We start from the raw sequence: 25,108 nt of genomic DNA, 5'->3' as shown, positions 1-25,108 counted from the left end.
TGAGCAGCACCCTGCGCTGGTTCAGGTCCAGCTATAGCAACGCCAGCGGCGGCGAGTGCGTCGAAGTGGCCTTCGACTGGCACAAGTCCTCGTACCGAGGGCTACTCCTCCTCCGCCTCGTCCGAAGGTGCGTCCGTCGGGGTCGAGGCCGCGCCGTCCGCCTCCAGCAGACGGACCAGCTGGCGGCCGACGATCCGCTTGAACTTGCGCTGCTGCGGGCGCGTACGGTCCAGGACCGCCACCTCCAGCCGCTCCGCGGGGATCTCCCGCTCGCTGCCGTTGGTGTCCCGGGACAGCGCCTGCACGGCGAGCTTCAGCGCCTCGGCGAGCGACATCCCGTCGCGGTGCCGCTGGTCGAGGAAGCTGCTGATCTGCTCCGCGTTGCCGCCGACCGCCACCGAGCCGTGCTCGTCCACGATGGACCCGTCGTGCGGCAGCCGGTAGATCTGGTCGCCCTCCGGGGAGGTGCCGACCTCGGCGACGACCAGCTCCACCTCGTACGGCTTCTCGCCCGCGCTGGAGAAGATGGTGCCGAGCGTCTGCGCGTAGACGTTGGCCAGCCCACGGGCCGTCACATCGTCCCGGTCGTAGGTGTAGCCGCGCAGGTCGGCGTAGCGCACACCGCCGATCCGCAGGTTCTCGTACTCGTTGTACTTGCCGGCGGCGGCGAAGGCGATCCTGTCGTAGATCTCGCTGAACTTGTGCAGGGCACGGGACGGGTTCTCACCGACGAAGACGATGCCGTCGGCGTACTGCAGCACAACCAGGCTGCGTCCACGGGCGATGCCCTTCCGGGCGTACTCCGCCCGGTCCTGCATGGCCTGGGCGGGCGAGACATAGAACGGCGTCGTCACCGGCTATCCGTCCCTTTCTTCAGTGGCGGGTTCATCAGAGCAGCGCGGCGCGCGGGCCGTCGGGCTGTTCGAGGCGGCGCTCCAGCACCGAGCGGGAGATCTCGGAGGCCTCGGCCTCGGTGAGCCGCCGGAAGCCCTCGTCCGTGATCACGGTGAGGACCGGGAAGATACGGCGGGCCACGTCGGGGCCGCCGGTCGCCGAGTCGTCGTCCGCCGCGTCGTACAGCGCCTGCACGACGAGGGTGACCGCTTGCTGCTCGGTGAGGTCCTCGCGGTAGAGCTTCTTCATGGAGCCGCGCGCGAAGATCGAACCCGAGCCGGTGGCCGCGAAGCCGTGCTCCTCGGAGCGGCCGCCCGTCACGTCGTACGAGAAGATCCGGCCCTTCTCGCGCTCGACGTCCCAGCCGGCGAAGAGCGGGACGACGGCCAGGCCCTGCATGGCCATGCCCAGGTTGCTGCGGATCATCGTGGAGAGGCGGTTGGCCTTGCCCTCCAGGGAGAGCTGGGTGCCCTCGACCTTCTCGAAGTGCTCCAGCTCCAGTTGGAAGAGCTTGACCATCTCCACGGCGAGGCCGGCGGTGCCGGCGATGCCCACGGCCGAGTACTCGTCGGCCGGGAAGACCTTCTCGATGTCGCGCTGCGCGATCATGTTGCCCATGGTGGCCCGCCGGTCACCGGCGAGGACCACGCCACCGGGGAACGTGGCGGCGACGATGGTGGTCCCGTGCGGGGCTTCGATCGCGCCCTGCAGGGGCGGCAGCGTCCGGTTCCCGGGGAGCAGCTCCGGCGAGTGGTCGGCCAGGAAGTCCATGAAGGACGAGGAGCCAGGCGTCAGGAAGGCAGCTGGTAGACGCCCGGTGCTACGAGTGTTGGCTTCCACGAAGTCCCCTCCAGGTAGGCGGCAGCCCGACGAACGGTGTCGGGATCATCTCCCAACTTGCCGATGGCCGAATTACAGTTGAAGCACAGTACGCCACGGACCTTACCCGTCTCGTGACAGTGATCCACATGGACGGCCGGACGCCTCAGACAGATGGAACAGATGCCCATCTGCGAGGAGACCATCTCCTCACGCTCGGCCTCAGTGAGCCCGTAGCTGCGCATGAGGTAATCCGCGCGAGCTGCCACGGCACGACACGCCTTGCAGGCAGTCGAGAGGCCATCCGAGGTGGTCGCGTTCCGATGCCATTCGGAGTACGGCTTGATCTCCCCACAACGCTGGCAGCACTGGTGCCCTTCGGGAACTTGCACCCGGGGGCGCACATTCTTACCGAGGGCGATCTGCCGCTTGCGGTGTCGGTCAGCCGCACATTCGCGGCATTCCCTCTGCAGGCCGTCGATGTTGGACCGCCTGATGGCGAAGGCTGTGCGCGGCTTGACCTCGCCGCACCGCGCACAGCGCTTCACCTCGTCACCCTGAGACACTCACCCACCCTAGCCTTCGATTTAAAGGCAGAACCGGCCTACTGGCCACCCTTTTGAACGAATGACCTCACGAAATCCTCTGCATTCTCCTCGAGGACATCATCGATTTCGTCCAGCACGGAGTCGACGTCGTCCGACAGCTTCTCCTGGCGCTCCTTGAGGTCCTCGGAGGCCTGCGCCTCCGGGGCCTGCTCCTCGACCTCCTCGGTGGAGCGCGTCGCCTTCTGCTGCCCGCCGCCGGTGTCCTTGGTCGCCATATCCCTCACCCCGCTCGGTTTGCCCGCTTGGTTCGGTCTCTCAAGATCAGACCCTACAAGGACGGTCTGACATCGGCCCTGCACTTTCCTCAACGTCCAGGGATCACCCCCATGATTCCCGGAGATCCCCGGCCGAAGCTCTTTTCGAAAGACTGATCCGCTGTCTCAGTGGCCGGACAGGACGCGCACCAGCTCCTCGGCCGTGCGGCAGCGGTCCAGCAGCGCCTTCACGTGGTTACGTGTACCGCGCAACGGCTCCAGGGTCGGCACCCGCTGCAGGGAGTCGCGGCCGGGCAGGTCGAAGATGACCGAGTCCCACGAGGCCGCCGCGACGTCGTCCGCGTACTGCTCCAGGCACCGGCCGCGGAAGTAGGCCCGGGTGTCCTCCGGAGGCTTGCTCTGGGCCCGCTGGACGGCTTCCTCGTCCAGCAGGCGCTTCATCTTCCCGCGGGCCACCAGACGGTTGTACAGGCCCTTGTCGGGGCGTACGTCGGCGTACTGCAGATCCACCAGGTGGAGCCGGGCGGCGTCCCAGTCAAGGCTGTCCCGACGCCGGTAGCCCTCCATGAGCTCGCGCTTCGCGATCCAGTCGAGCTCGCCGGCGAGGCTCATCGGATCGTTCTCGAGCCGGTTGAGGGTGTCCTCCCAGCGGGAGAGGACGTCCTTGGTCTGCTCGTCGGCGTCGGCCCCGAACCGTTCCTCCACGTACTTGCGGGCCAGCTCGAAGTACTCCATCTGCAGCTGCACGGCGGTGAGCGTCCGGCCGTTACGGAGCGTGATGAGGCGCTGCAGGGAGGGGTCGTGCGAGACCTGGTGGAGGGTGCGGACCGGCTGGTCGACGGCGAGGTCGACCGTGATGAAGCCGTCCTCGATCATGGACAGGACCAGGGAGGTCGTGCCGAGCTTGAGGTACGTCGAGATCTCCGACAGGTTCGCGTCGCCGATGATCACATGGAGGCGGCGGTACTTCTCGGCGTCGGCGTGCGGCTCGTCGCGGGTGTTGATGATGGGCCGTTTGAGGGTGGTCTCCAGGCCGACCTCGACCTCGAAGTAGTCGGCGCGCTGGCTGATCTGGAAGCCGTGCTCGTGGCCGTCCTGGCCGATGCCGACCCGGCCGGCGCCGGTGACGACCTGCCGGGAGACGAAGAACGGCGTCAGGTGGCGCACGATGTCCGAGAAGGGGGTCTCCCGCTTCATCAGGTAGTTCTCGTGCGTGCCGTAGGAGGCGCCCTTGTTGTCGGTGTTGTTCTTGTAGAGGTGGATCGGCTGGGCGCCGGGCAGCTGGGCCGCCCGCTCGGCGGCCTCGGCCATGATCCGCTCGCCCGCCTTGTCCCACAGGACGGCGTCGCGCGGATTGGTGACCTCGGGGGCGCTGTACTCGGGGTGGGCGTGGTCCACGTAGAGCCGGGCGCCGTTCGTGAGGATCACGTTGGCCAGGCCGATGTCCTCGTCGGTGAGCTGGCTGGAGTCGGCGGCCTCGCGGGCGAGGTCGAAGCCGCGGGCGTCCCGCAGCGGGTTCTCCTCCTCGAAGTCCCAGCGGGCGCGGCGCGCCCGGTGCATCGCCGCCGCGTAGGCGTTGACGATCTGGGACGAGGTGAGCATGGCATTGGCGTTCGGGTGCCCAGGGACGGAGATCCCGTACTCCGTCTCGATGCCCATTACTCGCCGTACAGTCATGCGGCCCTCCTTGCCCGGCGGCGTCCCCGTTCGGAAACGGCGCTCAAGTACCGCTGCTTCCCCGATGCGTATGCGGTGCCCGTCCCCGCACTGCGCGACTCGGCGGTACGGAAGAGCCTAGAACGCCTCCGCGCTGGTGGGGAGATCCATTGCGTCATTGCTGCGGTGTGGTCGGAATGATGCCCCCGTGGCCGTTCATTCGCTCATTTGTTCATCACGGAAAGCAACCGGCTGCGGATGCCCGGTACGGACACCCGCAGCCGGTTTGCGTTTACAGGTACTGGCCGGTATTCGCCACCGTGTCGATGGAGCGACCGGTGTCCGCGCCCTGCTTTCCGGTGACGAGGGTGCGGATGAAGACGATCCGCTCGCCCTTCTTTCCGGAGATCCGGGCCCAGTCGTCCGGGTTGGTGGTGTTCGGCAGGTCCTCGTTCTCCTTGAACTCGTCCACACACGCCTGGAGGAGGTGGGAGACCCTCAGACCCTTCTGGTTGTGGTCGAGGAATGCCTTGATGGCCATCTTCTTCGCCCGGTCGACGATGTTCTGGATCATCGCTCCGGAGTTGAAGTCCTTGAAGTACAGGACTTCCTTGTCGCCGTTGGCGTACGTGACCTCGAGGAACCGGTTCTCCTCGGACTCCGCGTACATCTGCTCCACGACCGACTGGATCATGGCGTCGACGGCGGCTTCCTTGTTGCCGTTGTGCTCGGCCAGGTCGTCGGCGTGCAGCGGCAGCGAAGGTGTCAGGTACTTGGCGAAGATGTCCTTGGCCGCCTCCGCGTCCGGACGCTCGATCTTGATCTTCACATCGAGCCGGCCGGGCCGCAGGATGGCGGGGTCGATCATGTCCTCGCGGTTGGAGGCGCCGATGACGATGACGTTCTCCAGGCCCTCCACACCGTCGATCTCGGCGAGCAGCTGGGGGACGATGGTGTTCTCCACGTCCGAGCTGACGCCGGAGCCGCGGGTGCGGAAGAGGGACTCCATCTCGTCGAAGAAGACGATGACGGGGGTTCCCTCGCTCGCCTTCTCGCGGGCGCGCTGAAAGACCAGGCGGATGTGCCGCTCGGTCTCGCCGACGTACTTGTTGAGGAGCTCGGGGCCCTTGATGTTGAGGAAGTAGCTCTTCCCCGCGGGCTGGCCGGTCACCTCGGCGACCTTCTTGGCAAGGGAGTTGGCGACGGCCTTCGCGATCAGCGTCTTGCCGCAGCCGGGCGGTCCGTAGAGCAGGATGCCCTTCGGCGGCCGCAGTTCGTGCTCCTGGAAGAGGTCGGGGTAGAGGTACGGGAGCTCGACCGCGTCGCGGATCAGCTCGATCTGGTTGCCCAGACCGCCGATCTTGGTGTAGTCGACGTCCGGAACCTCTTCGAGGACGAGCTCCTCGACCTCGCTCTTCGGGATGACCTCGTACACATAGCCGGACCTGGGTTCCAGCAGCAGGGCGTCGCCGGGACGGATGGTGGTGTCCAGCAGCGGCTCGGCGAGCCTCACCACCCGTTCCTCGTCGGTGTGCCCGAGCACCAGGGCCCGCTCGCCGTCCTCGAGGATCTCCTTGAGGGTGACGATGTCCCCGGCGCGCTCGAACTCCATGGCCTCGACCACGTTGAGCGCTTCGTTGAGCATCACTTCCTGGCCGCGCCGCAGCTCGTCGAGCTCGACGCTGGGGCTGACGTTCACCCGGAGCTTGCGGCCCCCGGTGAAGATGTCGCAGGTGCCGTCCTCGTTCGCCTGCAGGAAGACACCGAAGCCCGCCGGCGGCTGCGCGAGCCGGTCGACTTCCTCCTTGAGGGCCACGATCTGGTCGCGGGCCTCACGGAGCGTGTTGGCGAGCCGCTCGTTCTGCGCGGACACGCCGGCCAGATTGGTCTGCAGCTCGACGATCCGCTCTTCGAGAATCCTCGTGTGACGCGGAGAGTCGGCGAGCTTACGTCGCAGGACGGCGATTTCCTGCTCGAGATAGGCAACCTGGCCGGCTGGGTCCTCAGACCCCCGCCCGGGCCGGATGCCGCGGTTGATGTCGTCGTCGTGGGCTGCCACGGTCCTCACCTCCTCCAAGGGGAGCTGGACGCTTCCTGACCCTACCTGGGTGGGTGGTGATTGAAACCCCTAGATCACAAAGACTCTCGAGGTGTGTCCGATCTTCACCCTTGCGCTCTCCCTCACTGCCAGGGGGATACCCACCCATCAACATCTGAAAGCGGGCGGTTGTATGGTCGGAGGGGCCAACACCCGTCAGGGGTGGCCGGACTTAGACGAACGAAGCTAGGGGAATGGCGTGCAGCACGAGGCTCCGACCGCGGGCGCCGACGAGGCCCTTGAGGTGTGGATCGACCAGGACCTCTGCACCGGTGACGGGATCTGTGCGCAGTACGCCCCCGAGGTCTTTGAACTGGACATCGACGGGCTGGCGTACGTCAAGAGCGGCGACGACGAGCTGTTGCAGGACAAGGGCGCCACGACGCCCGTGCCGCTGCCGCTCCTCCAGGACGTCGTCGACTCCGCCAAGGAATGTCCGGGCGACTGCATCCATGTACGACGCGTTTCGGACAAGGTAGAGGTGTACGGTCCCGACGCTGAGTGACAGCGTCGATACGGACATACCTCTACATATCGCTAGGTTCGGCGACGGCTGAGCGGACGAACTTTCCGCCGGTCCACCGCCACTTGACCGTCTCCACCTGATCCGGGCAGCAGCGCGGCACGTCCGCCGACGAGTACCCCATGAGCGTCGCGGTGACCGCTCCGTCACGGACCGCGAGCTCGCTCGCGGAGAGCCGCTCGGCGGGTTCCACCAGGGTGGCCACCACGCGCGCACCGGTGCCGTCGCGCCGGGCCGCGAGGACGTAGAGGCCGCTCGGCGGCGTACCGGAACCGGCGTCGCAGCGGACGGCGGTGACCGTCTCGGGGCGGCCGTCCCCGTCGAGGTCCCCCGACGCCTCCTTGGCCACCGCGGTGGGCGCTCCGCCGCACTCCAGCGGGTACGTCGCCGCTCTCGCGTCCGGGGCGGGGACCGGCGCCAGGGCGCCCGGGGCCGCGGCCGCGGTGACGGCGCTGCCGCTCTGCGAGGCGGTGGCGGCGCCGGGTTGCAGCAGTCCGGCGGCCGCGACCACCGCGGCCATCGCCGTGGCGGTGGCGAGCCAGTGCACCGGGCGGGCGTGGGTGTGCGCGAGGTCCAGGGCGGCGGAGGGCTGCACGCGGAGTGCCTCCTGTGGGCTGTGCGGTGGGGTGGCCAGCATCGTGCCATATGTCACAGGTGGGCGGAACAGCGGGGTCGGCCCCGGGTGAACGGGAAGGCGCCGCCCCCCGGTTCTCGCGTCGGTGGCGGGAACTGGAGGGCGGCGCCCTTGCGTTGTCGAGGCGTCAGCCTCAGTGCGTCAGCCCTTGTTGGGGCCTTCGTAGTCCTCGCCGTACGCGCCCTTGGCGGGGCGGCGGCGCCGCATCGGCGGCTCGACGCCGTCCGCGAGGCGGCGGGCGGTGACCAGGAAGCCGGTGTGGCCGATCATCCGGTGGTCGGGGCGGACGGCCAGGCCTTCCACGTGCCAGTTGCGGATCATCGACTCCCAGGGCTGCGGCTCGGCGTAGCAGCCGATCTCGCGGATGGACTCGACGGTGCGCGCGAGCTGGGTCGTGGTCGCCACGTAGCAGCAGAGGATGCCGCCGGGGACGAGCGCCTTGGAGACGGCCTCCAGGCACTCCCAGGGGGCGAGCATGTCCAGGATGACGCGGTCGACGTCGGCGTCCGACAGGTTGTCCTGGAGGTCGCCGACGGTGAGCTGCCAGGCGGGGTGCGGACCGCCGAAGTAGCGCTCGACGTTGGCCTTCGCGATCTCGGCGAAGTCCTCGCGGCGCTCGTAGGAGTGCAGCATGCCGCTGTCCCCGATGGCGCGCAGCAGGAAGCTGCTGAGCGAGCCGGAGCCCACCCCCGCCTCGACGACGCGCGCGCCGGGGAAGATGTCGGCGAAGGCCAGGATCTGCCCCGCGTCCTTGGGGTAGACCACGGCGGCGCCGCGGGGCATGGACAGGACGTAGTCGGGGAGCAGGGGGCGCAGCGCGAGGTAGGCGACGTTTCCCGTGGTTCGGACAACACTGCCCTCGGGAGCACCGATCAGCTCGTCGTGCGGGAAGGAACCCTTGTGGGTGTGGAAGTTCTTCCCGGCCTCGAGCGTGAAGGTGTAGTGGCGTCCCTTGGGGTCGGTGAGCTGGACCTGGTCCCCGACCTTGAAGGGCCCGCGACGGCGGGCGGCACCGGTCGGTTCGGACATGTGACCAGTGTATGGGGTTTACGAACCGGGCCGTGCCATGGCCTGGACGAAGGCCCGCTCGACGTCGGCCGTGGACAGGACGCCGTAGATCTCGCCGGTCTCCTCGACGACGAGGTACTCGCTGGCGGGGGTGGCGCGCAGGCGGTCAAGGAGCGCCTCTCCGGCGAGCTCGGCGGGGACCCGCATGCCCTCGGTGAGCTCCTGGGCGAGGCCGCTGACCGCGACCCAGGGGCGGCGGTGCTGGGGGACGCCGACGATGGCGGTCTCGCGGACCAGGGCGGTCGGTTCGCCGTGGCCGTCGACGACGACCAGGGCGCGGGCTCCGGCTTCGTTGGCGCGGCGCAGGGCCTCGGAGAGGGGGGTGTCGGACTCGACGGGGACGGCGCGCCGGGTGAGGGCGCGGGCGCGCAGGTCGGGGAGGTGCTCGCGCAGGCGGGCCATGCGCAGGCTGTTGCCGGCGCCGGTCCAGATGATCGCGGCGAGGATGGCGGCCAGGAGGGCGTCGGTGACGGTCTCCATGCCGCTGATCTCGTCGCCGGCGGCGCCGAGGGCGCCGGTGTGGGTGAGCAGCGGGAGTCCGATGAGGACGGCGACGGCGAGGGCGCGGCCCACCCAGGCGGCGGCGACGGTGCCGGCCATGGGCCTGCCGGTGATCTTCCAGACGACGGCGCGGAGCATGCGGCCGCCGTCCAGCGGCAGGCCGGGGAGGAGGTTGAACGCGGCGACGATCAGGTTGGAGATCATCAGGCCGGCGAGGAGGACGCCGGGGACGGTGCCAGGCTCGACGGCGTACAGCGCGGCGTAGAAGACGCCGGCGAGGATCAGGGAGAGGAGGGGGCCGACGAAGGCGAGGACGAATTCGCGGCCGGGGGTCTCGGACTCCTTCTCGATCTCGGAGACGCCGCCGAAGAACTGGAGCTGGATGCGGCGCACCGGCAGTTTGAAGCGGAGCGCGGCGAGGGTGTGGGCCAGTTCGTGGACGAGTACGGAGGCGTAGAAGGCGACCGCGAAGAAGAGGGAGACCAGGTAGCGGATGTTGCCGAGCTCGGGCAGGACGCGGTCGAGCTGGCCGCCGAAGACCCAGGTGATGAGGGCGGCCACCAGGAACCAGCTGGGGGCCACGTACACGGGCACGCCGAAGAGGCGGCCCATGAGGATGCCACCGCCGGGTTCGCGTGGTGCGCCGGTGTCGGGGCCGGCTCCGGCCGTGTCGGACCTCGGGCGGGGGGTCTCGCCGCTCTCGTCGTCCTTTTTCACGGGTTCCCTTCGGTGCGTAGCGTGATGGGCTACGCACGATCATGCAATGGCGGGGGGTCTGGCGTCGATGGTATGCCGCTCGCTGTCAGTGGCGGGCCGTAGGGTTCTGAACCATGACCACGAGCCCTTCCAGCTCGCCGGGCCCGGTCGGCCCCGCGAGCCCCCGGCCGCCCGCGTCGCTGTCGCCGTCGCGGGCGAGCGACTTCATGCAGTGCCCGCTGCTGTACCGGTTCCGGGTGATCGACAAGCTGCCCGAGAAGCCGAGCGAGGCGGCGACGCGGGGCACGCTGGTGCACGCGGTGCTGGAGCGGCTCTTCGACGCCCCGGCGGCGGAGCGTACGGCTCCGCGGGCGAGGTCGCTGGTGCCCGGGCAGTGGGAGCGGCTGCTGGAGGCTCGGCCGGAGCTCGGGGAGCTGTTCGAGGGGGATGAAGAGGGCGAGCGGCTGACGCGGTGGCTGGCGGAGGCGGAGCAGCTCGTCGAGCGGTGGTTCACGCTGGAGGATCCGACGCGGCTGGAGCCGGCGGAGCGGGAGCTGTTCGTGGAGACGGAGCTGGAGTCGGGGCTGCGGCTGCGGGGGGTGATCGACCGGGTCGACGTGGCTCCTTCGGGTGAGGTGCGGATCGTCGACTACAAGACGGGCAAGGCGCCGCGGCCGGAGTACAGCGAGGGGGCGCTGTTCCAGATGACGTTCTACGCCCTGGTGGTGTGGCGGCTGAAGGGCGTGGTGCCGCGCCGGCTGCAGCTGGTGTATCTGGGGAGCGGCGATGTGATGACGTACGACCCGGTGGAGGCGGATCTGCTGCGGGTGGAGCGCAAGCTGCTGGCGCTGTGGGACGCGATCCGCCGGGCGACCGAGACGGGCGACTGGCGGCCGCGGCCGACGAAGCTGTGCGGTTGGTGCGACCACCGGTCGTTCTGCCCGGAGTTCGGCGGGACGCCTCCGGTGTACCCGCTGCCGGTGATCCCGGCGCAGCGGGCGGACGCTCCGGAGGGGGCAGGGCAGAATGGGGCCGGTCAGCCGAGCCTTGACGGCCCTTAAGGAGTTCTCGTGGCCATCCGCGTCCTACTGGTCGACGACCAGCCGCTGTTGCGCACCGGTTTCCGGATGATTCTGGAGGCGGAGCAGGACATCGCGGTCGTCGGGGAGGCCGGGGACGGCCTCCAGGCCCTCGACCAGGTGCGGGCGCTGCAGCCCGATGTGGTGCTGATGGACATCCGGATGCCGCGGATGGACGGGGTGGAGGCGACCCGGCAGATCACCGGGCCGGAGCGGGACGGGCCGGCGAAGGTGCTGGTCCTGACGACCTTCGATCTGGACGAGTACGTGGTCGAGGCGCTGCGCGCGGGGGCGAGCGGCTTCCTGTTGAAGGACGCGCCCGCCCATGAGCTGGTGCAGGCGATCCGGGTGGTCGCGGCGGGTGAGGCGATGCTGGCGCCGAGCATCACGCGCCGGCTGCTGGACAAGTACGCGGGCCATCTGCCCTCCGGCGAGGAGCCGGTGCCGGACGCGCTGAACACGCTGACCGACCGTGAGGTCGAGGTGCTGAAGCTGGTGGCGCGCGGGCTGTCGAACGCGGAGATCGCCGCGGATCTGTTCGTCAGCGAGACGACGGTCAAGACGCATGTGGGCCATGTGCTGACGAAGCTGGGTCTGCGCGACCGGGTGCAGGCGGCGGTGTACGCGTACGAGAGCGGGCTGGTGCGTCCCGGCGCGCAGCAGTAGCGGGGCCCGCCGGTACGACGAGACGGGGTGCCCGGCAGTCACCGGGCACCCCGTCTCGACTTCGTTCCGAGCCGGTCAGGCCTTCTTGATCTCCCAGAAGCGGAAGACGGTGGACGTATCGAGCGTCCACTCCAGGCCGGTGATGCCGTCGCGGGCCACGGCGTACTGCTTGCCCTGCCACAGCGGGAGGATCGGCAGTTCCTCGGCGACGAGGTCCTGGAGCTTGCCGAAGTCGTCCTCGGTGGCCGTGCGGTCGGCGGCGGCGGCGGTCTTGGGGATGATCGTCCCGGTGATCCGCTTGTTCTCGTAGTTGTTCTCGAGGACGTTGCCCTCACCGAAGAACGGCGCGGTGAAGTTGTCGGGGTCCGGGTAGTCGGGCACCCAGCCCTTGACGTAGACGCCGTACTTGCCGGCCTTGATGTCCTTCTCGTACTGCTCGTACTCGACGGACTTCACGGTGACGTCGAACAGGCCGCTGGCGTTGAGCTGCTTGGCGATCGCCTTCAACTCCTCGTCCGTGGAGGGGCCGTAGCGGCTGGGGGTGGACCACAGGGTGAGCTGGACCTTGCCGTCGACGCCGGCGGACTTCAGGGCCTGCTTGGCCTTCTCGGGCTGCGGCCGGTCGCCGTAGGTGTCGAAGAAGGCGGTGTTGTGGCCGGTGATGCCGGCCGGGACGATCGAGTAGAGGGAGGTGGCGGTGGCCCGGTGGACGTCCTGGACCAGGGCGTCGCGGTCGACGAGGTAGGCGATGGCCTTGCGGACGCCGAGCTTGCCGACGACGGGGTCCTTCACGTTGAAGACGAGGTGCTTGACCTCGGCGCTGGTGCCCTCGATGACCTCGATCTTGGAGTCGGCCGTCGCCGACTCCTTCAGCTCGGCGATGTCGGCGGCGGCGAGGCCACGGTAGGCGACGTCGATGTCGCCCTTCTTCAAGGCGTCGGCGAGGGACTTGCGGTCGCCGTTGTAGAACTTCAGCGTGACGCCGCTGTTCTTCACCTTGGCGGTGCCGTGGTACTCGTCGTTGACCGAGAAGACGGCCTTGCCGTCGGAGTACGACTCCAGCTTGTACGGGCCGGAGCCGACGGCCTTGCCGTCGGTGCGCAGGCTTCCGGCGTCGTACTCGCGGTGGTCGACGATGGAGCCCGCGCCCGAGGCGATCTTGCTGGGGAAGGTGGCGTCGGGGACCTTCAGCTTGAAGACGACGTTCTGCTCGTCGGGGGTGTCGATCGACGCGATCGTGGACAGCAGCGGCGCGGGGCCGGCCGGGTCGTTGATCTTCAGCGCCCGCTCGAAGGAGAACTTGACGTCCTCGGAGGTCAGCGGGTTGCCGTTGCTGAACTTCAGGTCGTCGCGGAGCGTGCAGCGGAAGACCGTGCTGCTGCCCTGGTCGAAGCCGCACTTCTCGGCCGCTTCCGGCTGGGGCGTGGAACCGCCCTTGGGGAAGCTCAGCAGGGACTGGAAGACGTTGTTGAACAGCAGCCAGGAGCCGGGGTCGTAACCGGCGGCGGGGTCGGTCGACAGGACGTCGTCGGACATGCCGACGAGCACCGTGACGCCGCTCTCACCCGCGTCGCCCTTCTCCGAACCGCAGCCGCTCAGCATGGCGGCCGCCAGCACTGCCGAGAGGGGGGCGGTCAGCCACTTGTTGTGCACCTTCACAGGAACCTTGCCTCTGGATCTTGCATGTGACGACCGCGCCCGTCGCGCGGCCGGGTACATCGTGGGGTCAGGCGATGCCTCGGGCCAGCTCCCAGAGCTGGAGGTCCGAGGAGGTGTTGAGGGCCCACTCGACACCGGTGAGGTCGTTGCGGTGGGCGACGTACTGCTTGCCCTGCCACAGCGGGAGCACGGGGACGTCGTTGGCGACGATGTCCTGGAGCTGCTCGAAGGCGGGCGAGGCGGAGTTGCGGTCGGCCGCGCGGCGGGACTGCGGGATGAGCTTGCCGCGCGCCTCGGTGCTGACGTAGGGGGAGTTGAGGAAGTTGTCCGCGTCGAGGAACGGCGCGATGTAGTTGTCCGGGTCGGGGAAGTCGGGGACCCAGCCGAGCCCGTAGACGGCGTACTCGCCGCGCTTCTGGGCGGGCCGGAACGTCGACCACGGAACGCCCTGGACGCGGACGTCGAAGAGCTTGGTGGCGTTGAGCTGGTCGCGCAGCGCCTCGAACTCCTTGGCGGTGCCCGGGCCGTAGTAGTCGCTGGTGTAGTGCAGGGTCAGCTTGACCGGGGTGGAGATGTCGGCTTCGCGCAGGATGGAGGCGGCCTTCTGGCTGCTGGGCTCGCCGTACTTGTTGAAGAACGAGTTGGTGTGCGCGGTGATCGTCGACGGGATCAGCGAGTAGAGCGGGGTGGCCGTGGAGCCGTAGACCTTGGCGGCGATCTGGCCGCGGTCGACGACGGCGGCGACGGCCTGGCGGACGGCCTTGTCCTGGACGGAGGCGTCCTGGGTGTTGAAGGCGAGGTAGCGGATCTCCAGGCCCGGCATCTCGCGGAGCTCGATGCCCTCCTTGGAGTGCTCGGCGAGGTCCTTGATCTGCTCGGGCGACATGGTGCGGGTCATCATGTCGATGGAGCCGGCCTGCAGGGCGTCGCCCATGGCCGCGGAGTCGTCGAAGGAGCGCAGCTCGACGCGGTCGTTGCGGAGCTTGATGTCGCCCTTGTAGTGCTCGTTCCGGGTGAAGACGATCTTCGTGACCTGGTCGTCCCGCACCTCGGCCCGCATGGTGTACGGGCCGGAGCCGTCGACCTGGAAGCCGTCGCGGAGCTTCTTGGCGTCGTACTTGTCGCCGCTGAGGATGCCCGCGACGGGCGTGGACAGCTTGTACGGGAAGGTGGCGTCGGGCGTCTTCAGGTGGAAGACGACCTCGTCGTCGGCCTTGGTCTCGATGGTGTCGATGTTCGAGAGGAGGCCGGCGGCGCCGTTGTCGGAGTTGATGGCGAGGACGCGCTCGATGGAGAACTTCACGTCCTTGGCCGTGATGGGCGTCCCGTCGGAGAAGGTCAGGCCTTCGCGCAGGGTGCAGCGGTAGCGCTCGCTGGCCCGGTCGGTGAAGGAGCACTGGGAGGCGGCCTCGGGGACCGGCGTGCCGCCGCCGCGCGGGACGCGCATCAGCGTCTGCACGGTCTGGCGCAGGACGTTCCAGGCGCCGGCGTCGTACGCGAAGGCCGGGTCGAAGGGGGCGGAGGCGTCCTTCGTGGCGGTGAACCGGTCCGTGGTGCCGACGACGATGGCGCTGCCGTCGCCGGATCCCGCCTCCGAGCCGCCGCAGGCTGCGAGTGCGGGGGCCAGCAGGCCGATGACGGCCGGCAGCACCAAGGTCTTGCGGTTCATCTGGACGTTCTCCTCATCCGGCACTGGGTACAGCGTGTGGCGTACTCCGCCGCGGCCGCCCGGTCTGGGCGGGGCGATCGGGCCGGGATACAGAGCGATCGGTCCGGTGTCCGGCGCCTGCTGGTGGCTTGACGCGAACACGCGGATTAGTGCGGCGAAGTTCTCGCCAAGAGATTAGTGGGCGGCGCCAGGCGCTCTTGAACGGGCTTGAGTTGAGCCCGCATCAGACAGTGAGGAGTAATGCGTCATCGGCGATCACTATGCGCGGAATGTTTCGTACACCACTTGATGAATCGGGACACAAAGGCCCACCCGAGGGGCCGGAAGCGGGACCCGGAGGCCCCCGGAGCACCGCTCGATCACCACGGAGCGTGACCAACGTCACGCCGGATTCTTATTTTCCCGGTTACGGAAAAGACCCGGGCGGCCGCTCTCGGTTTTCCCCGGTGTGGGGTTCAGTTCATTCCGTTGATCAATGAACGGAGAAAACCGAGGTCGACCTCTTCCAGGGAACGGACGACGGCCCGGCCGGCGGCGGGAGCGATGGGCGCGACGGACGGGACGGCGACCACCCGGCAGCCCGCGGCCTCGGCGGCGGCGACCCCGGTGGCGGTGTCCTCGATGACGGCGCACCGGCCCGGCTCGGCCCCCACACCGCGGGCGGCGAGCAGGTACGGGTCGGGGTGCGGCTTCGTACGGGGCACCTCGTCGCCCGCGACGGTGAGGGTGAACCGCTCGGGGCCCAGGGAGCGCAGGACGCGGTCGATGATGCGGCGGTGCGAGGCGGAGACGAGCGCGGTGGGGACCTCGTGCGCCGCGAGCTCGGCCAGCAGCCGCTCGGCCCCCGGCATGAGCGGCACACCGTGGTCGATGCGCTGTTCGAATCTGTCGTTGAGCAGCACGGTCAGCTCGGGGAGGGTGATGTCGGCGCCGGTGGCCTCGATGAGGAACCCGGCGCTGCGGGTCATCGGCCCGCCGACCACCACGTCGCGCCAGGACTCGTCGAGCCGGTGGCCCAGCTCGCCGAAGACCTCGACCTCCGCGTCCCACCAGAAGCCCTCGGTGTCGACCAGCGTGCCGTCCATGTCCAGGAAGACGGCCTGAAGGGCGGCTCCATCGGCCGTACGGGTCAGGGACGCGGGGACCGTGCTGGTCATCGGCACACCTCCATCGAGGGACGAGAAGGCCGGTCGCGCTCCCCGTGGGGGAACCCCCGGTGGGAAGAGCGACCGGCCTGCACTGGACCGACCAGTGTACGTCGCGTTCCGGAAACGCGCCTTCTGCTGTGCGCTGCGCCGCTTCGGCGAGGTGCCTCAGCGACCTGCTCCAGCGGCCTTCTTCAGCGGCCTGCTCCAGCGGCCTGCTTCAGCGGGCGTTGAAGTACTTCGCCTCCGGGTGGTGGAGCACGATCGCGTCCGTGGACTGCTCGGGGTGGAGCTGGAACTCCTCGGAGAGGTGGACCCCGATGCGCTCCGGCTGGAGGAGGTCGGCGATCTTGGCGCGGTCCTCCAGGTCGGGGCAGGCGCCGTAGCCCAGGGAGAAGCGGGCGCCGCGGTACTTCAGCGCGAACATGTCCTCCACGTCGGCCGGGTCCTCGCCGGCGAAGCCGAGCTCGGCGCGCACGCGCGCGTGCCAGTACTCGGCGAGGGCCTCGGCGAGCTGGACGGACAGGCCGTGCAGCTCGAGGTAGTCGCGGTAGGAGTCGGCGGCGAACAGCTCGGCGGTGGCCTCGCCGATCTTCGAGCCGACGGTGACGACCTGGAGGCCGACGACGTCGGTCTCGCCGGACTCCTCCGGGCGGAAGAAGTCCGCCAGGCACAGGCGCCGGCCGCGGCGCTGGCGCGGGAAGGTGAACCGCGTGCGCTCGTGGCCGCTGTCGTCGAGGAGGATCAGGTCGTCGCCCTTGGACACGCACGGGAAGTAGCCGTAGACGACGGCGGCCTCGAGCATGTTCTCGGTGTGGAGCCGGTCCAGCCAGCCGCGCAGCCGCGGCCGGCCCTCGGTCTCCACGAGCTCCTCGTACGTGGGGCCGTCCCCGGTACGCGCCTGCTTCAGGCCCCACTGGCCCTTGAACAGCGCGCCCTCGTCCAGCCAGGACGCGTAGTCCTTGAGCGGGATTCCCTTGACGACGCGGGTGCCCCAGAACGGCGGCTCGGGCACCGGGTTGTCGGTGGCGACGTCGGAGCGGACACCGCCCTCCGGGGCCGGCTCCTCGACCACGGTGGCGGCCGCCCTGACGCGGCGCTGCTTGAGCTCGGGCAGGGTGGCGCCGGGAACGCCGCGCTTGACGGCGATCAGGGCGTCCATCAGGCGCAGGCCCTCGAACGCGTCGCGGGCGTAGCGGACTTCGCCCTCGTAGATCTCGTGGAGGTCCTGCTCGACGTACGCGCGGGTGAGGGCGGCGCCGCCGAGGATGACGGGGAAGCGGGCGGCCAGGCCGCGCTGGTTGAGCTCCTCCAGGTTCTCCTTCATGATCACCGTGGACTTGACCAGGAGCCCGGACATGCCGATGACGTCGGCCTTGTGCTCGTCGGCGGCCTCCAGGATGGCCGAAACCGGCTGCTTGATGCCGAGGTTGACGACGTTGTAGCCGTTGTTCGACAGGATGATGTCGACGAGGTTCTTGCCGATGTCGTGGACGTCGCCGCGCACGGTGGCCAGGACGATGGTGCCCTTGCCGGCCTCTTCGCCCTCGACCTTCTCCATGTGGGGTTCGAGGTAGGCGACCGCGGTCTTCATGACCTCGGCCGACTGGAGCACGAACGGCAGCTGCATCTGGCCCGAGCCGAACAGCTCACCGACGACCTTCATGCCGTCCAGCAGCGTCTCGTTGACGATGTCGAGCGCGGGGCGGGTGGTCAGGGCCTCGTCGAGGTCGGCCTCCAGTCCGTTGCGCTCGCCGTCGATGATGCGGCGCTTGAGCCGCTCCTCCAGCGGCAGCGCGGCCAGCTCCTCGGCCGCCCCGGCCTTCAGGGACTTGGCGGTGGCGCCCTCGAACAGCTGCATGAGCTTCTGGAGCGGGTCGTAGCCCTCGCGGCGCCGGTCGTAGATGAGGTCCAGGGCGGTGGTGACCTGCTCCTCGTCGAAGCGGGCGATCGGCAGGATCTTGGAGGCGTGCACGATCGCCGAGTCGAGGCCCGCCTTGACGCACTCGTCGAGGAAGACGGAGTTGAGCAGGATGCGGGCGGCCGGGTTGAGCCCGAAGGAGATGTTCGACAGGCCGAGCGTGGTCTGGACGTCCGGGTGGCGGCGCTTGAGCTCGCGGATCGCCTCGATGGTGGCGATGCCGTCCTTGCGGGACTCCTCCTGGCCGGTGCAGATGGTGAAGGTCAGGGTGTCGATGAGGATGTCCGACTCGTGGATGCCCCAGTTGCCGGTGAGGTCGGCGATCAGCCGCTCGGCGATCTCCACCTTCTTCTCCGGCGTACGGGCCTGGCCCTCCTCGTCGATGGTGAGCGCGATCAGGGCGGCGCCGTGCTCCTTGGCGAGCGCGGTGACCTTGGCGAAGCGCGACTCGGGGCCGTCGCCGTCCTCGTAGTTCACCGAGTTGATGACCGCGCGGCCGCCGAGCTTCTCCAGGCCGGCGCGGATGACCTCGACCTCGGTGGAGTCCAGCACGATCGGCAGCGTGGAGGCGGTGGCGAAGCGCCCGGCGAGCTCCTCCATGTCGGCGACGCCGTCGCGGCCGACGTAGTCCACGCACAGGTCCAGCATGTGGGCGCCTTCGCGGATCTGGTCGCGGGCCATTTCCACGCAGTCGTCCCAGCGGCCTTCCAGCATGGCCTCGCGGAACTTCTTCGAGCCGTTGGCGTTCGTCCGCTCGCCGATGGCGAGGTACGAGGTGTCCTGGCGGAACGGCACCGTCTGGTACAGCGACGCGGCGCCCGGCTCGGGGCGCGGGTCGCGCGGGGACGGGCTCAGGCCGCGGACGCGCTCGACGACCTGGCGCAGGTGCTCGGGGGTCGTACCGCAGCAGCCGCCGACCAGCGACAGCCCGTACTCGCGCACGAAGGTCTCCTGCGCGTCGGCGAGCTCGGGGGCGGTCAGCGGGTAGTGCGCGCCGTTCTTGCCCAGGACCGGCAGGCCGGCATTGGGCATGCAGGACAGCGGGATGCGCGAGTGGCGGGCCAGGTAGCGCAGGTGCTCGCTCATCTCGGCGGGGCCGGTGGCGCAGTTCAGCCCGATCATGTCGATGCCGAGCGGTTCCAGGGCGGTGAGCGCCGCGCCGATCTCGGAGCCGAGCAGCATGGTGCCCGTCGTCTCGACGGTGACGGAGACGATGAGGGGCAGGTCGGCGCCGAGCGCCTCGAGGCCGCGGCGCGCGCCGAGGACGGCGGCCTTGGTCTGGAGCAGGTCCTGCGTGGTCTCCACGAGCAGGGCGTCGGCGCCGCCGGCGATCATGCCCTCGGCGTTCTGCTGGTAGGCGTCGCGGAGCGCGGTGTACGGGGCGTGGCCGAGCGTCGGCAGCTTGGTGCCGGGGCCCATGGAGCCGAGCACCCAGCGCTGCTGTCCGGTGGAGGCGGTGTACTCGTCGGCGACCTCGCGGGCGATCCGGGCGCCGGCCTCGGACAGCTCGTGGACGCGCTCGGGGATGTCGTACTCCCCCAGGGCCGCGAGGTTCGCGCCGAAGGTGTTGGTCTCGACGCAGTCCACGCCCACGGCGAAGTACGCGTCGTGGACCGCGCGCACGATGTCGGGGCGGGTGACGTTCAGGATCTCGTTGCAGCCTTCGAGGTTCTCGAAGTCCTCGAGGCTCGGGTCCTGCGCCTGGAGCATGGTGCCCATGGCTCCGTCGGCCACGACCACACGGGTGGCGAGGGCCTCGCGGAGGGCGGCGGCTCGGGTCCTGCTGTCAGTGATCTGATTGCTGTCAGCGGAAGGGGTCGGCGACGAGGCCATGGAAGTGCTCCCTAGATGCGACGGCTGTCGGCTTTGCGCCTCCATCCAGTGGGAAGCGCACCGGGTCAGGGTAACCGCGTACCCCCTGGGGTGGACATCTCGTTCCACGTGCCGGACTGCATGCTGTCCCCAAGCTGTCGGGGGTGCGCCGGGGATGGCCGGTTTCCGAGTACTCCTCGGGTTACTCCTCGGGTGTGGCTCAAGGTCGGCATCGGCCGATAGTGTTCAGCATTGTCGAACTGTGAAAGAAGGGCCGGGGCGATGCCGAAGAACATCCAGTCGCTTGAACGAGCGGCGGCGATGCTGCGCCTGCTCGCGGGTGGGGAGCGCCGTCTCGGTCTGTCCGACATCGCCTCGTCGCTGGATCTCGCGAAGGGCACGGCGCACGGCATCCTGCGCACCCTCCAGGCGGAGGGTTTCGTCGAGCAGGACCCGACCTCCGGGCGCTACCAGCTGGGCGCGGAGCTGCTGCGGCTGGGCAACAGCTATCTGGACGTGCACGAGCTGCGGGCGCGGGCCCTGGTGTGGACGGACGACCTGGCCCGCTCCAGCGGCGAGAGCGTCCACCTGGGCGTGCTGCACCAGCACGGCGTGCTCGTCATCCACCACGTCTTCCGCCCGGACGACAGCCGCCAAGTGCTGGAGGTCGGGGCGATGCAGCCGCTGCACTCCACGGCGCTGGGCAAGGTGCTCTCGGCGTACGACCCGGTGGCGCACAGCGAGGCCGTGGAGGCCGACCGCAAGGCCTTCACGCCGCGCACCATCACGACGCTGGACGACTTCGAGACCGTACTGGAGATGACGCGGGCGCGCGGCTGGGCGGCCGACGTGGAGGAGACCTGGGAGGGCGTGGCCTCGGTGGCGGCGCCCATCCACGACCGGCGCCGGATGCCGGTCGGCGCGGTCGCCATCACGGGCGCGGTGGAGCGGGTCTGCAACGACGGCGAGCTGCGCTCGGAGCTGATCGCGGCGGTACGGGACTGCGCCCGCGCCGTCTCCCGCGACCTGGGCGCGAGCCGCTTCTGACCCGCGCGCGAGGCCGACGCCTCCGACGCACGCGCCCCGGGCCTCGGGCGGCTTGCGCCGCCGCGCACCCCCAGACCGTCCACATCCCCTCCGAGGACACCCCTCCGAGGGGCGCACCGTCTTGCCCCCAGGCCCTTCCGGGCTCCGCGCCGCACGCCCGGGGCCGGGCGCTTCCCTGCCGCCTCAGGCCTGGTAACGAACGCGTTTCGGCCAGCCGAACCCATTGACGCCGCGTTTAACCGACGGCAAAACTGCCGTTCATCGGTCGGCATTGTCGAACACCTACCGGCAATAGGCGCTAGAGTGTGGCAACGCCAGGAGGCCGGTTAACGCCCTCAGCCGAGGGCGCGGACCACCGGAGGGACCCGGGGTTCGCCTTCCCCTGGACGAAGGACAAAGGAGTCGCGGGTGTCCAGCTCCGACATCTTCATCGGCGAGATCATTGGTACCGCCGTACTCATCCTGCTCGGCGGTGGCGTGTGCGCCGCCGTCACGCTGAAGCGCTCGAAGGCGCAGAGCGCCGGCTGGCTGGCCATCACCTTCGGGTGGGGCTTCGCGGTCCTGACCGCGGTCTACATGACGGGTTCCCTGTCGGGCGCCCATCTCAACCCGGCCGTCACCGTCGGCATCGCGATCAAGGACGGGGACTGGAAGAACGTCCCCGTCTACTTCGCGGGCCAGCTCCTCGGTGCCATGATCGGCGCCGCGCTGGTCTGGATCGCGTACTACGGCCAGTTCCACGCGCACCTCACCGATCGCGAGATCGTGGGTGACCCCGCGGACAAGGCCATCGAAGGCCCGCACAACGAGAGCGCCGCCAAGGCCGGGCCCGTCCTCGGCGTCTTCTCCACCGGCCCCGAGATCCGCAACGTGTGGCAGAACCTCGCCACCGAGATCATCGGCACCGCGGTGCTCGTCCTCGCGGTCCTCACGCAAGGCCTCAACGACAGCGGCAAGGGTCTCGGCACCCTCGGCGCCCTGATCACGGCGCTCGTCGTGGTCAGCATCGGCCTCTCGCTCGGCGGCCCGACCGGTTACGCCATCAACCCGGCCCGCGACCTCGGTCCGCGCATCGTGCACGCCCTGCTCCCGCTGCCGAACAAGGGCGGCTCCGACTGGGGGTACGCCTGGATCCCCGTCGCCGGCCCGCTGATCGGCGGAGCCCTCGCCGCGGGTATCTACACCATCGCCTTCGCCTGAGCCGTCCTTCGTCCTCTTACCGACTTCCGGGAGCAACCGTGACCGACGCACACACCACCGGCCCCTTCATCGCGGCCATCGACCAGGGCACCACCTCCAGCCGCTGCATCGTCTTCGACCGCGACGGACGCATCGTCTCCGTCGACCAGAAGGAGCACGAGCAGATCTTCCCCAAGCCCGGCTGGGTGGAGCACAACGCGACGGAGATCTGGACCAACGTCCAGGAGGTCGTCGCCGGCGCCATCGAGAAGGCCGGCATCACCGCCGCCGACGTCAAGGCCATCGGCATCACCAACCAGCGCGAGACCACGCTGCTGTGGGACAAGAACACCGGTGAGCCCGTCCACAACGCCATCGTCTGGCAGGACACCCGCACCGACGCCCTCTGCCGGGAGCTCGGCCGCAACGTCGGCCAGGACCGCTTCCGCCGCGAGACCGGCCTGCCGCTCGCGTCGTACTTCGCCGGGCCGAAGGTGCGCTGGCTGCTCGACAACGTCGAGGGCCTGCGCGAGCGCGCCGAGCGCGGCGACATCCTCTTCGGCACCATGGACTCCTGGGTCATCTGGAACCTCACGGGCGGTGTGGACGGCGGTCGCCACGTCACCGACGTCACCAACGCCTCCCGGACCATGCTGATGAACCTCCACACCATGGAGTGGGACGACAAGATCGCCCAGTCCATGGAGGTCCCGATGACGGTCCTGCCGGAGATCCGCTCCTCCGCCGAGGTCTACGGCACCGTCAAGGGCGGCGTCCTCGACGGCGTCCCGGTCGCCTCCGCGCTCGGCGACCAGCAGGCCGCCCTCTTCGGCCAGACCTGCTTCTCCGAGGGCGAGGCGAAGTCGACGTACGGCACGGGCACCTTCCTGCTGCTGAACACCGGCGAGAAGATCATCAACTCCTACTCGGGCCTCATCACCACCGTCGGCTACAAGATCGGCGACCAGGCCCCGGTCTACGCCCTGGAAGGCTCCATCGCCGTCACCGGCTCCCTGGTGCAGTGGATGCGCGACCAGATGGGCCTGATCAGCACCGCCGCCGAGATCGAGACCCTCGCCTCCTCCGTCGAGGACAACGGCGGCGCGTACTTCGTGCCGGCCTTCTCCGGTCTCTTCGCCCCGTACTGGCGCTCCGACGCCCGCGGTGTGATCGCCGGCCTCACCCGGTACGTCACCAAGGCGCACATCGCCCGCGCCGTGCTGGAGGCCACCGCCTGGCAGACCCGCGAGATCACCGACGCCATGACCAAGGACTCCGGCGTCGAGCTCGCCGCGCTCAAGGTCGACGGCGGCATGACCTCCAACAACCTGCTGATGCAGACCCTCTCGGACTTCCTGGACGCACCCGTCGTGCGCCCGATGGTCGCCGAGACCACCTGCCTCGGCGCCGCCTACGCCGCCGGTCTGGCCGTCGGCTTCTGGCCCGACACCGAGGCGCTGCGCGCCAACTGGCGCCGTGCCGCCGAATGGACCCCCCGCATGGACGCGGACACCCGCGACCGCGAGTACAAGAACTGGCTCAAGGCCGTCGAGCGGACCATGGGCTGGATCGAGGACGAGGAGTAAATCGACATGACCACCCTGCAGAGCGTCCCTGCCCTCGGGACGCACCCGGCTGCCGGTTCCCTGCCGAGCCGTGCGGAGACGCGGGAGCAGCTCTCCAAGGCGACGTACGACCTCCTGGTGATCGGCGGCGGCATCCTGGGCATCTCCACCGCCTGGCACGCCGCCCAGTCCGGGCTGCGGGTGGCCCTGGTGGACGCCGGCGACTTCGCCGGCGCCACCTCCTCCGCCTCCTCCAAGCTGCTCCACGGCGGCCTGCGTTACCTGCAGACCGGCGCGGTGAAGCTGGTCGCGGAGAACCACTTCGAGCGCCGTGCGGTCTCCCGCCAGGTGGCCCCGCACCTGGCGAACCCGCTCACCTTCTACCTGCCGGTCTACAAGGGCGGCCCGCACGGCGCCGCCAAGCTCGGCGCGGGCGTCTTCGCCTACTCGGCGCTCTCCGCCTTCGGCGACGGCGTCGGCCACCTGCTCAGCCCGGCCAAGGCCGCCCAGGACGTGCCGGAGCTGCGCACCGACAACCTCAAGGCCGTCGCCGTGTACGGGGACGACCAGATGAACGACGCGCGCATGGCGCTGATGACCGTGCGCGCCGCCGTCGACGCGGGCGCCACCGTCCTCAACCACGCCGAGGTCACCGGCCTGCGCTTCACCCGCGGCCGGGTCACCGGCGCGGACCTCAAGGACCGCCTCGGCGGCGAGGAGTTCGGCGTCGACGCGCGCCTCGTGCTCAACGCCACCGGCCCCTGGGTGGACCACCTGCGCCGCATGGAGGACCCGAACGCGGCCCCCTCCATCCGCCTCTCCAAGGGCGCGCACCTGGTCCTGAAGCGCACCTCCCCCTGGCGGGCCGCGCTCGCCACCCCCATCGACAAGTACCGCATCACCTTCGCCCTCCCCTGGGAGGACATGCTGCTGCTCGGTACGACCGACGAGGAGTACGAGGGCGACCCGGGCGAGGTCGCGGTCAACGACAAGGACGTCACCCAGATCCTGGACGAGGCCGCGTTCTCCATCCGCGACCAGCAGCTGTCCCGGGACCTGATCACGTACTCCTTCGCCGGTCTGCGGGTGCTGCCCGGCGGCCCCGGCGACACCTCCAAGGCCAAGCGCGAGACGGTCGTGACCGAGGGCCGCGGCGGCATGCTGTCGGTGGCCGGCGGAAAGTGGACGACCTTCCGCCACATCGGCCGTACGGTCATGAACAAGCTGGCGTCCCTGCCCGGCGGCCCCCTCGGCGAGGACATGGAGCCGATCTCGGCCCTGCCGAAGAAGCTCCCGCTGCCCGGCATAGCCAACCCCAACGCCGTGGCGCACCGGCTGCTGGTCGACGGCGGTACGCCGGGCCCGCGCATGGCCGCCGACACCGCCCGCCACCTGGCGACGCACTACGGCTCGCTCTCCTTCGACATCGCGCGCATGGCGTACGACAACCCGGAGCTGGGCGAGCGCATCCACCCGGACGCCCCGGAGATCTGGGCGCAGGTCGCCTACGCCCGGGACCACGAGTGGGCGGAGACGGCGGACGACGTGCTGCGCCGCCGTACGACGCTGACGATCCGTGGCCTGGCGACGGACGAGATCCGCGCCAAGGTCGAGGACATGCTCGGCAAGAAGGCCTGATCCCGCGGGGTCTTGT

General features: G+C 69.6%; 20 protein-coding genes and 1 pseudogene. 8 read left to right on the top strand and 13 right to left on the bottom strand.

Annotated features, from left to right (window positions below; genetic code table 11):
• Window positions 1–95, top strand: a pseudogene (locus tag ABZX67_RS30345) (DUF397 domain-containing protein); the annotation flags it as partial.
• 6 nt (window positions 96–101) lie between these two features.
• Here the strand turns inward: ABZX67_RS30345 and prcA are convergent.
• From prcA to arc, 6 genes are all read right to left on the bottom strand, one after another.
• Window positions 102–854, bottom strand: a complete 753-nt coding sequence (gene prcA / locus ABZX67_RS30340; RefSeq protein ID WP_355366931.1) for a proteasome subunit alpha — start codon at window positions 852–854, stop codon at window positions 102–104.
• A gap of 34 nt (window positions 855–888) precedes the next feature.
• Entirely contained in the window at window positions 889–1,734 is an 846-nt protein-coding gene (prcB, locus tag ABZX67_RS30335) for a proteasome subunit beta (RefSeq protein ID WP_355366928.1), read from the bottom strand.
• A complete protein-coding gene (locus ABZX67_RS30330; RefSeq protein ID WP_355366925.1) occupies window positions 1,686–2,279 on the bottom strand; it encodes an endonuclease VII domain-containing protein in 594 nt (197 codons plus the stop codon). Before ABZX67_RS30330 ends, prcB begins: the two co-directional genes overlap by 49 nt.
• A 38-nt stretch (window positions 2,280–2,317) precedes the next feature.
• Window positions 2,318–2,536: a ubiquitin-like protein Pup gene (locus ABZX67_RS30325; protein WP_062646942.1), complete on the bottom strand. Its 219-nt coding sequence runs from the start codon at window positions 2,534–2,536 to the stop codon at window positions 2,318–2,320.
• A gap of 165 nt (window positions 2,537–2,701) precedes the next feature.
• Entirely contained in the window at window positions 2,702–4,213 is a 1,512-nt protein-coding gene (gene dop, locus ABZX67_RS30320) for a depupylase/deamidase Dop (protein ID WP_355366921.1), read from the bottom strand.
• 271 nt (window positions 4,214–4,484) lie between these two features.
• Window positions 4,485–6,251: a proteasome ATPase gene (arc, locus tag ABZX67_RS30315; protein WP_355366918.1), complete on the bottom strand. Its 1,767-nt coding sequence runs from the start codon at window positions 6,249–6,251 to the stop codon at window positions 4,485–4,487.
• Window positions 6,252–6,489: 238 nt separating this feature from the next.
• Here arc and ABZX67_RS30310 point away from each other — a divergent pair, with 238 nt between their 5' ends.
• Window positions 6,490–6,795: a ferredoxin gene (locus ABZX67_RS30310; protein ID WP_355366915.1), complete on the top strand. Its 306-nt coding sequence runs from the start codon at window positions 6,490–6,492 to the stop codon at window positions 6,793–6,795.
• Window positions 6,796–6,817: 22 nt separating this feature from the next.
• Here the strand turns inward: ABZX67_RS30310 and ABZX67_RS30305 are convergent, their stop codons facing one another.
• The 3 genes from ABZX67_RS30305 to ABZX67_RS30295 all read right to left on the bottom strand — a co-directional run bounded on the left by ABZX67_RS30305 (window position 6,818) and on the right by ABZX67_RS30295 (window position 9,733).
• Window positions 6,818–7,408: a hypothetical protein gene (locus ABZX67_RS30305; RefSeq protein WP_355366912.1), complete on the bottom strand. Its 591-nt coding sequence runs from the start codon at window positions 7,406–7,408 to the stop codon at window positions 6,818–6,820.
• Window positions 7,409–7,588: 180 nt separating this feature from the next.
• Window positions 7,589–8,476, bottom strand: a complete 888-nt coding sequence (locus tag ABZX67_RS30300; protein WP_355366909.1) for a tRNA (adenine-N1)-methyltransferase — start codon at window positions 8,474–8,476, stop codon at window positions 7,589–7,591.
• A gap of 18 nt (window positions 8,477–8,494) precedes the next feature.
• The gene (locus tag ABZX67_RS30295; RefSeq protein ID WP_355366906.1) at window positions 8,495–9,733 is read right to left on the bottom strand and encodes a site-2 protease family protein; all 1,239 of its coding nucleotides are present in this window, start codon (window positions 9,731–9,733) and stop codon (window positions 8,495–8,497) included.
• Between the two features lie 113 nt (window positions 9,734–9,846).
• Here ABZX67_RS30295 and ABZX67_RS30290 point away from each other — a divergent pair, with 113 nt between their 5' ends.
• Window positions 9,847–10,773, top strand: coding sequence for a RecB family exonuclease (locus ABZX67_RS30290; protein ID WP_355366903.1), 927 nt, complete (start codon window positions 9,847–9,849; stop codon window positions 10,771–10,773).
• Between the two features lie 9 nt (window positions 10,774–10,782).
• Entirely contained in the window at window positions 10,783–11,457 is a 675-nt protein-coding gene (locus tag ABZX67_RS30285) for a response regulator transcription factor (protein WP_355366900.1), read from the top strand.
• A 75-nt stretch (window positions 11,458–11,532) separates the two neighbouring features.
• On the opposite strand, the gene ABZX67_RS30280 is transcribed toward ABZX67_RS30285, so the two are convergent.
• The 4 genes from ABZX67_RS30280 to metH all read right to left on the bottom strand — a co-directional run bounded on the left by ABZX67_RS30280 (window position 11,533) and on the right by metH (window position 19,684).
• Window positions 11,533–13,116 carry an ABC transporter substrate-binding protein gene (locus ABZX67_RS30280; RefSeq protein ID WP_355366897.1) on the bottom strand — a complete coding sequence of 528 codons (1,584 nt, stop codon included), beginning with the start codon at window positions 13,114–13,116 and terminating at the stop codon, window positions 11,533–11,535.
• Window positions 13,117–13,183: 67 nt separating this feature from the next.
• Window positions 13,184–14,785 (bottom strand): ABC transporter substrate-binding protein, encoded by a 1,602-nt coding sequence (locus tag ABZX67_RS30275; protein ID WP_355366894.1) that lies wholly within the window; start codon window positions 14,783–14,785, stop codon window positions 13,184–13,186.
• Between the two features lie 455 nt (window positions 14,786–15,240).
• Window positions 15,241–15,942, bottom strand: coding sequence for an HAD family phosphatase (locus ABZX67_RS30270; protein ID WP_355366891.1), 702 nt, complete (start codon window positions 15,940–15,942; stop codon window positions 15,241–15,243).
• 208 nt (window positions 15,943–16,150) lie between these two features.
• Window positions 16,151–19,684: a methionine synthase gene (gene metH / locus ABZX67_RS30265; protein ID WP_355366888.1), complete on the bottom strand. Its 3,534-nt coding sequence runs from the start codon at window positions 19,682–19,684 to the stop codon at window positions 16,151–16,153.
• A 261-nt stretch (window positions 19,685–19,945) separates the two neighbouring features.
• Here metH and ABZX67_RS30260 point away from each other — a divergent pair, with 261 nt between their 5' ends.
• From ABZX67_RS30260 to ABZX67_RS30245, 4 genes are all read left to right on the top strand, one after another.
• Window positions 19,946–20,710, top strand: a complete 765-nt coding sequence (locus tag ABZX67_RS30260; RefSeq protein WP_355366885.1) for an IclR family transcriptional regulator — start codon at window positions 19,946–19,948, stop codon at window positions 20,708–20,710.
• A gap of 408 nt (window positions 20,711–21,118) precedes the next feature.
• Complete coding sequence (locus ABZX67_RS30255; RefSeq protein ID WP_355366882.1) at window positions 21,119–21,910, top strand: MIP/aquaporin family protein; 792 nt, start codon at window positions 21,119–21,121, stop codon at window positions 21,908–21,910.
• A 38-nt stretch (window positions 21,911–21,948) separates the two neighbouring features.
• Window positions 21,949–23,475 (top strand): glycerol kinase GlpK, encoded by a 1,527-nt coding sequence (glpK, locus tag ABZX67_RS30250; RefSeq protein WP_355366879.1) that lies wholly within the window; start codon window positions 21,949–21,951, stop codon window positions 23,473–23,475.
• Window positions 23,476–23,481: 6 nt separating this feature from the next.
• Window positions 23,482–25,092, top strand: a complete 1,611-nt coding sequence (locus tag ABZX67_RS30245; protein ID WP_355366876.1) for a glycerol-3-phosphate dehydrogenase/oxidase — start codon at window positions 23,482–23,484, stop codon at window positions 25,090–25,092.
• Window positions 25,093–25,108: the final 16 nt, after the last annotated feature.

This window comes from Streptomyces sp. NPDC003036 (assembly GCF_040611175.1).
Classification (GTDB): Bacteria; Actinomycetota; Actinomycetes; order Streptomycetales; family Streptomycetaceae; genus Streptomyces.
The sequence above is the reverse complement of the archived record's forward strand: the minus strand, read 5'-3'. Positions and strand labels throughout refer to the sequence as shown.

Coding starts and splice junctions, on each gene's coding strand:
- ABZX67_RS30300 (WP_355366909.1), bottom strand. CDS start 8,476: ATGTCCGAACCGACCGGTGCCGCCCGCCGTCGCGGGCCCTTCAAGGTC.
- ABZX67_RS30260 (WP_355366885.1), top strand. CDS start 19,946: ATGCCGAAGAACATCCAGTCGCTTGAACGAGCGGCGGCGATGCTGCGC.
- ABZX67_RS30270 (WP_355366891.1), bottom strand. CDS start 15,942: ATGACCAGCACGGTCCCCGCGTCCCTGACCCGTACGGCCGATGGAGCC.
- ABZX67_RS30245 (WP_355366876.1), top strand. CDS start 23,482: ATGACCACCCTGCAGAGCGTCCCTGCCCTCGGGACGCACCCGGCTGCC.
- metH (WP_355366888.1), bottom strand. CDS start 19,684: ATGGCCTCGTCGCCGACCCCTTCCGCTGACAGCAATCAGATCACTGAC.
- ABZX67_RS30275 (WP_355366894.1), bottom strand. CDS start 14,785: ATGAACCGCAAGACCTTGGTGCTGCCGGCCGTCATCGGCCTGCTGGCC.
- dop (WP_355366921.1), bottom strand. CDS start 4,213: ATGACTGTACGGCGAGTAATGGGCATCGAGACGGAGTACGGGATCTCC.
- ABZX67_RS30290 (WP_355366903.1), top strand. CDS start 9,847: ATGACCACGAGCCCTTCCAGCTCGCCGGGCCCGGTCGGCCCCGCGAGC.
- ABZX67_RS30325 (WP_062646942.1), bottom strand. CDS start 2,536: ATGGCGACCAAGGACACCGGCGGCGGGCAGCAGAAGGCGACGCGCTCC.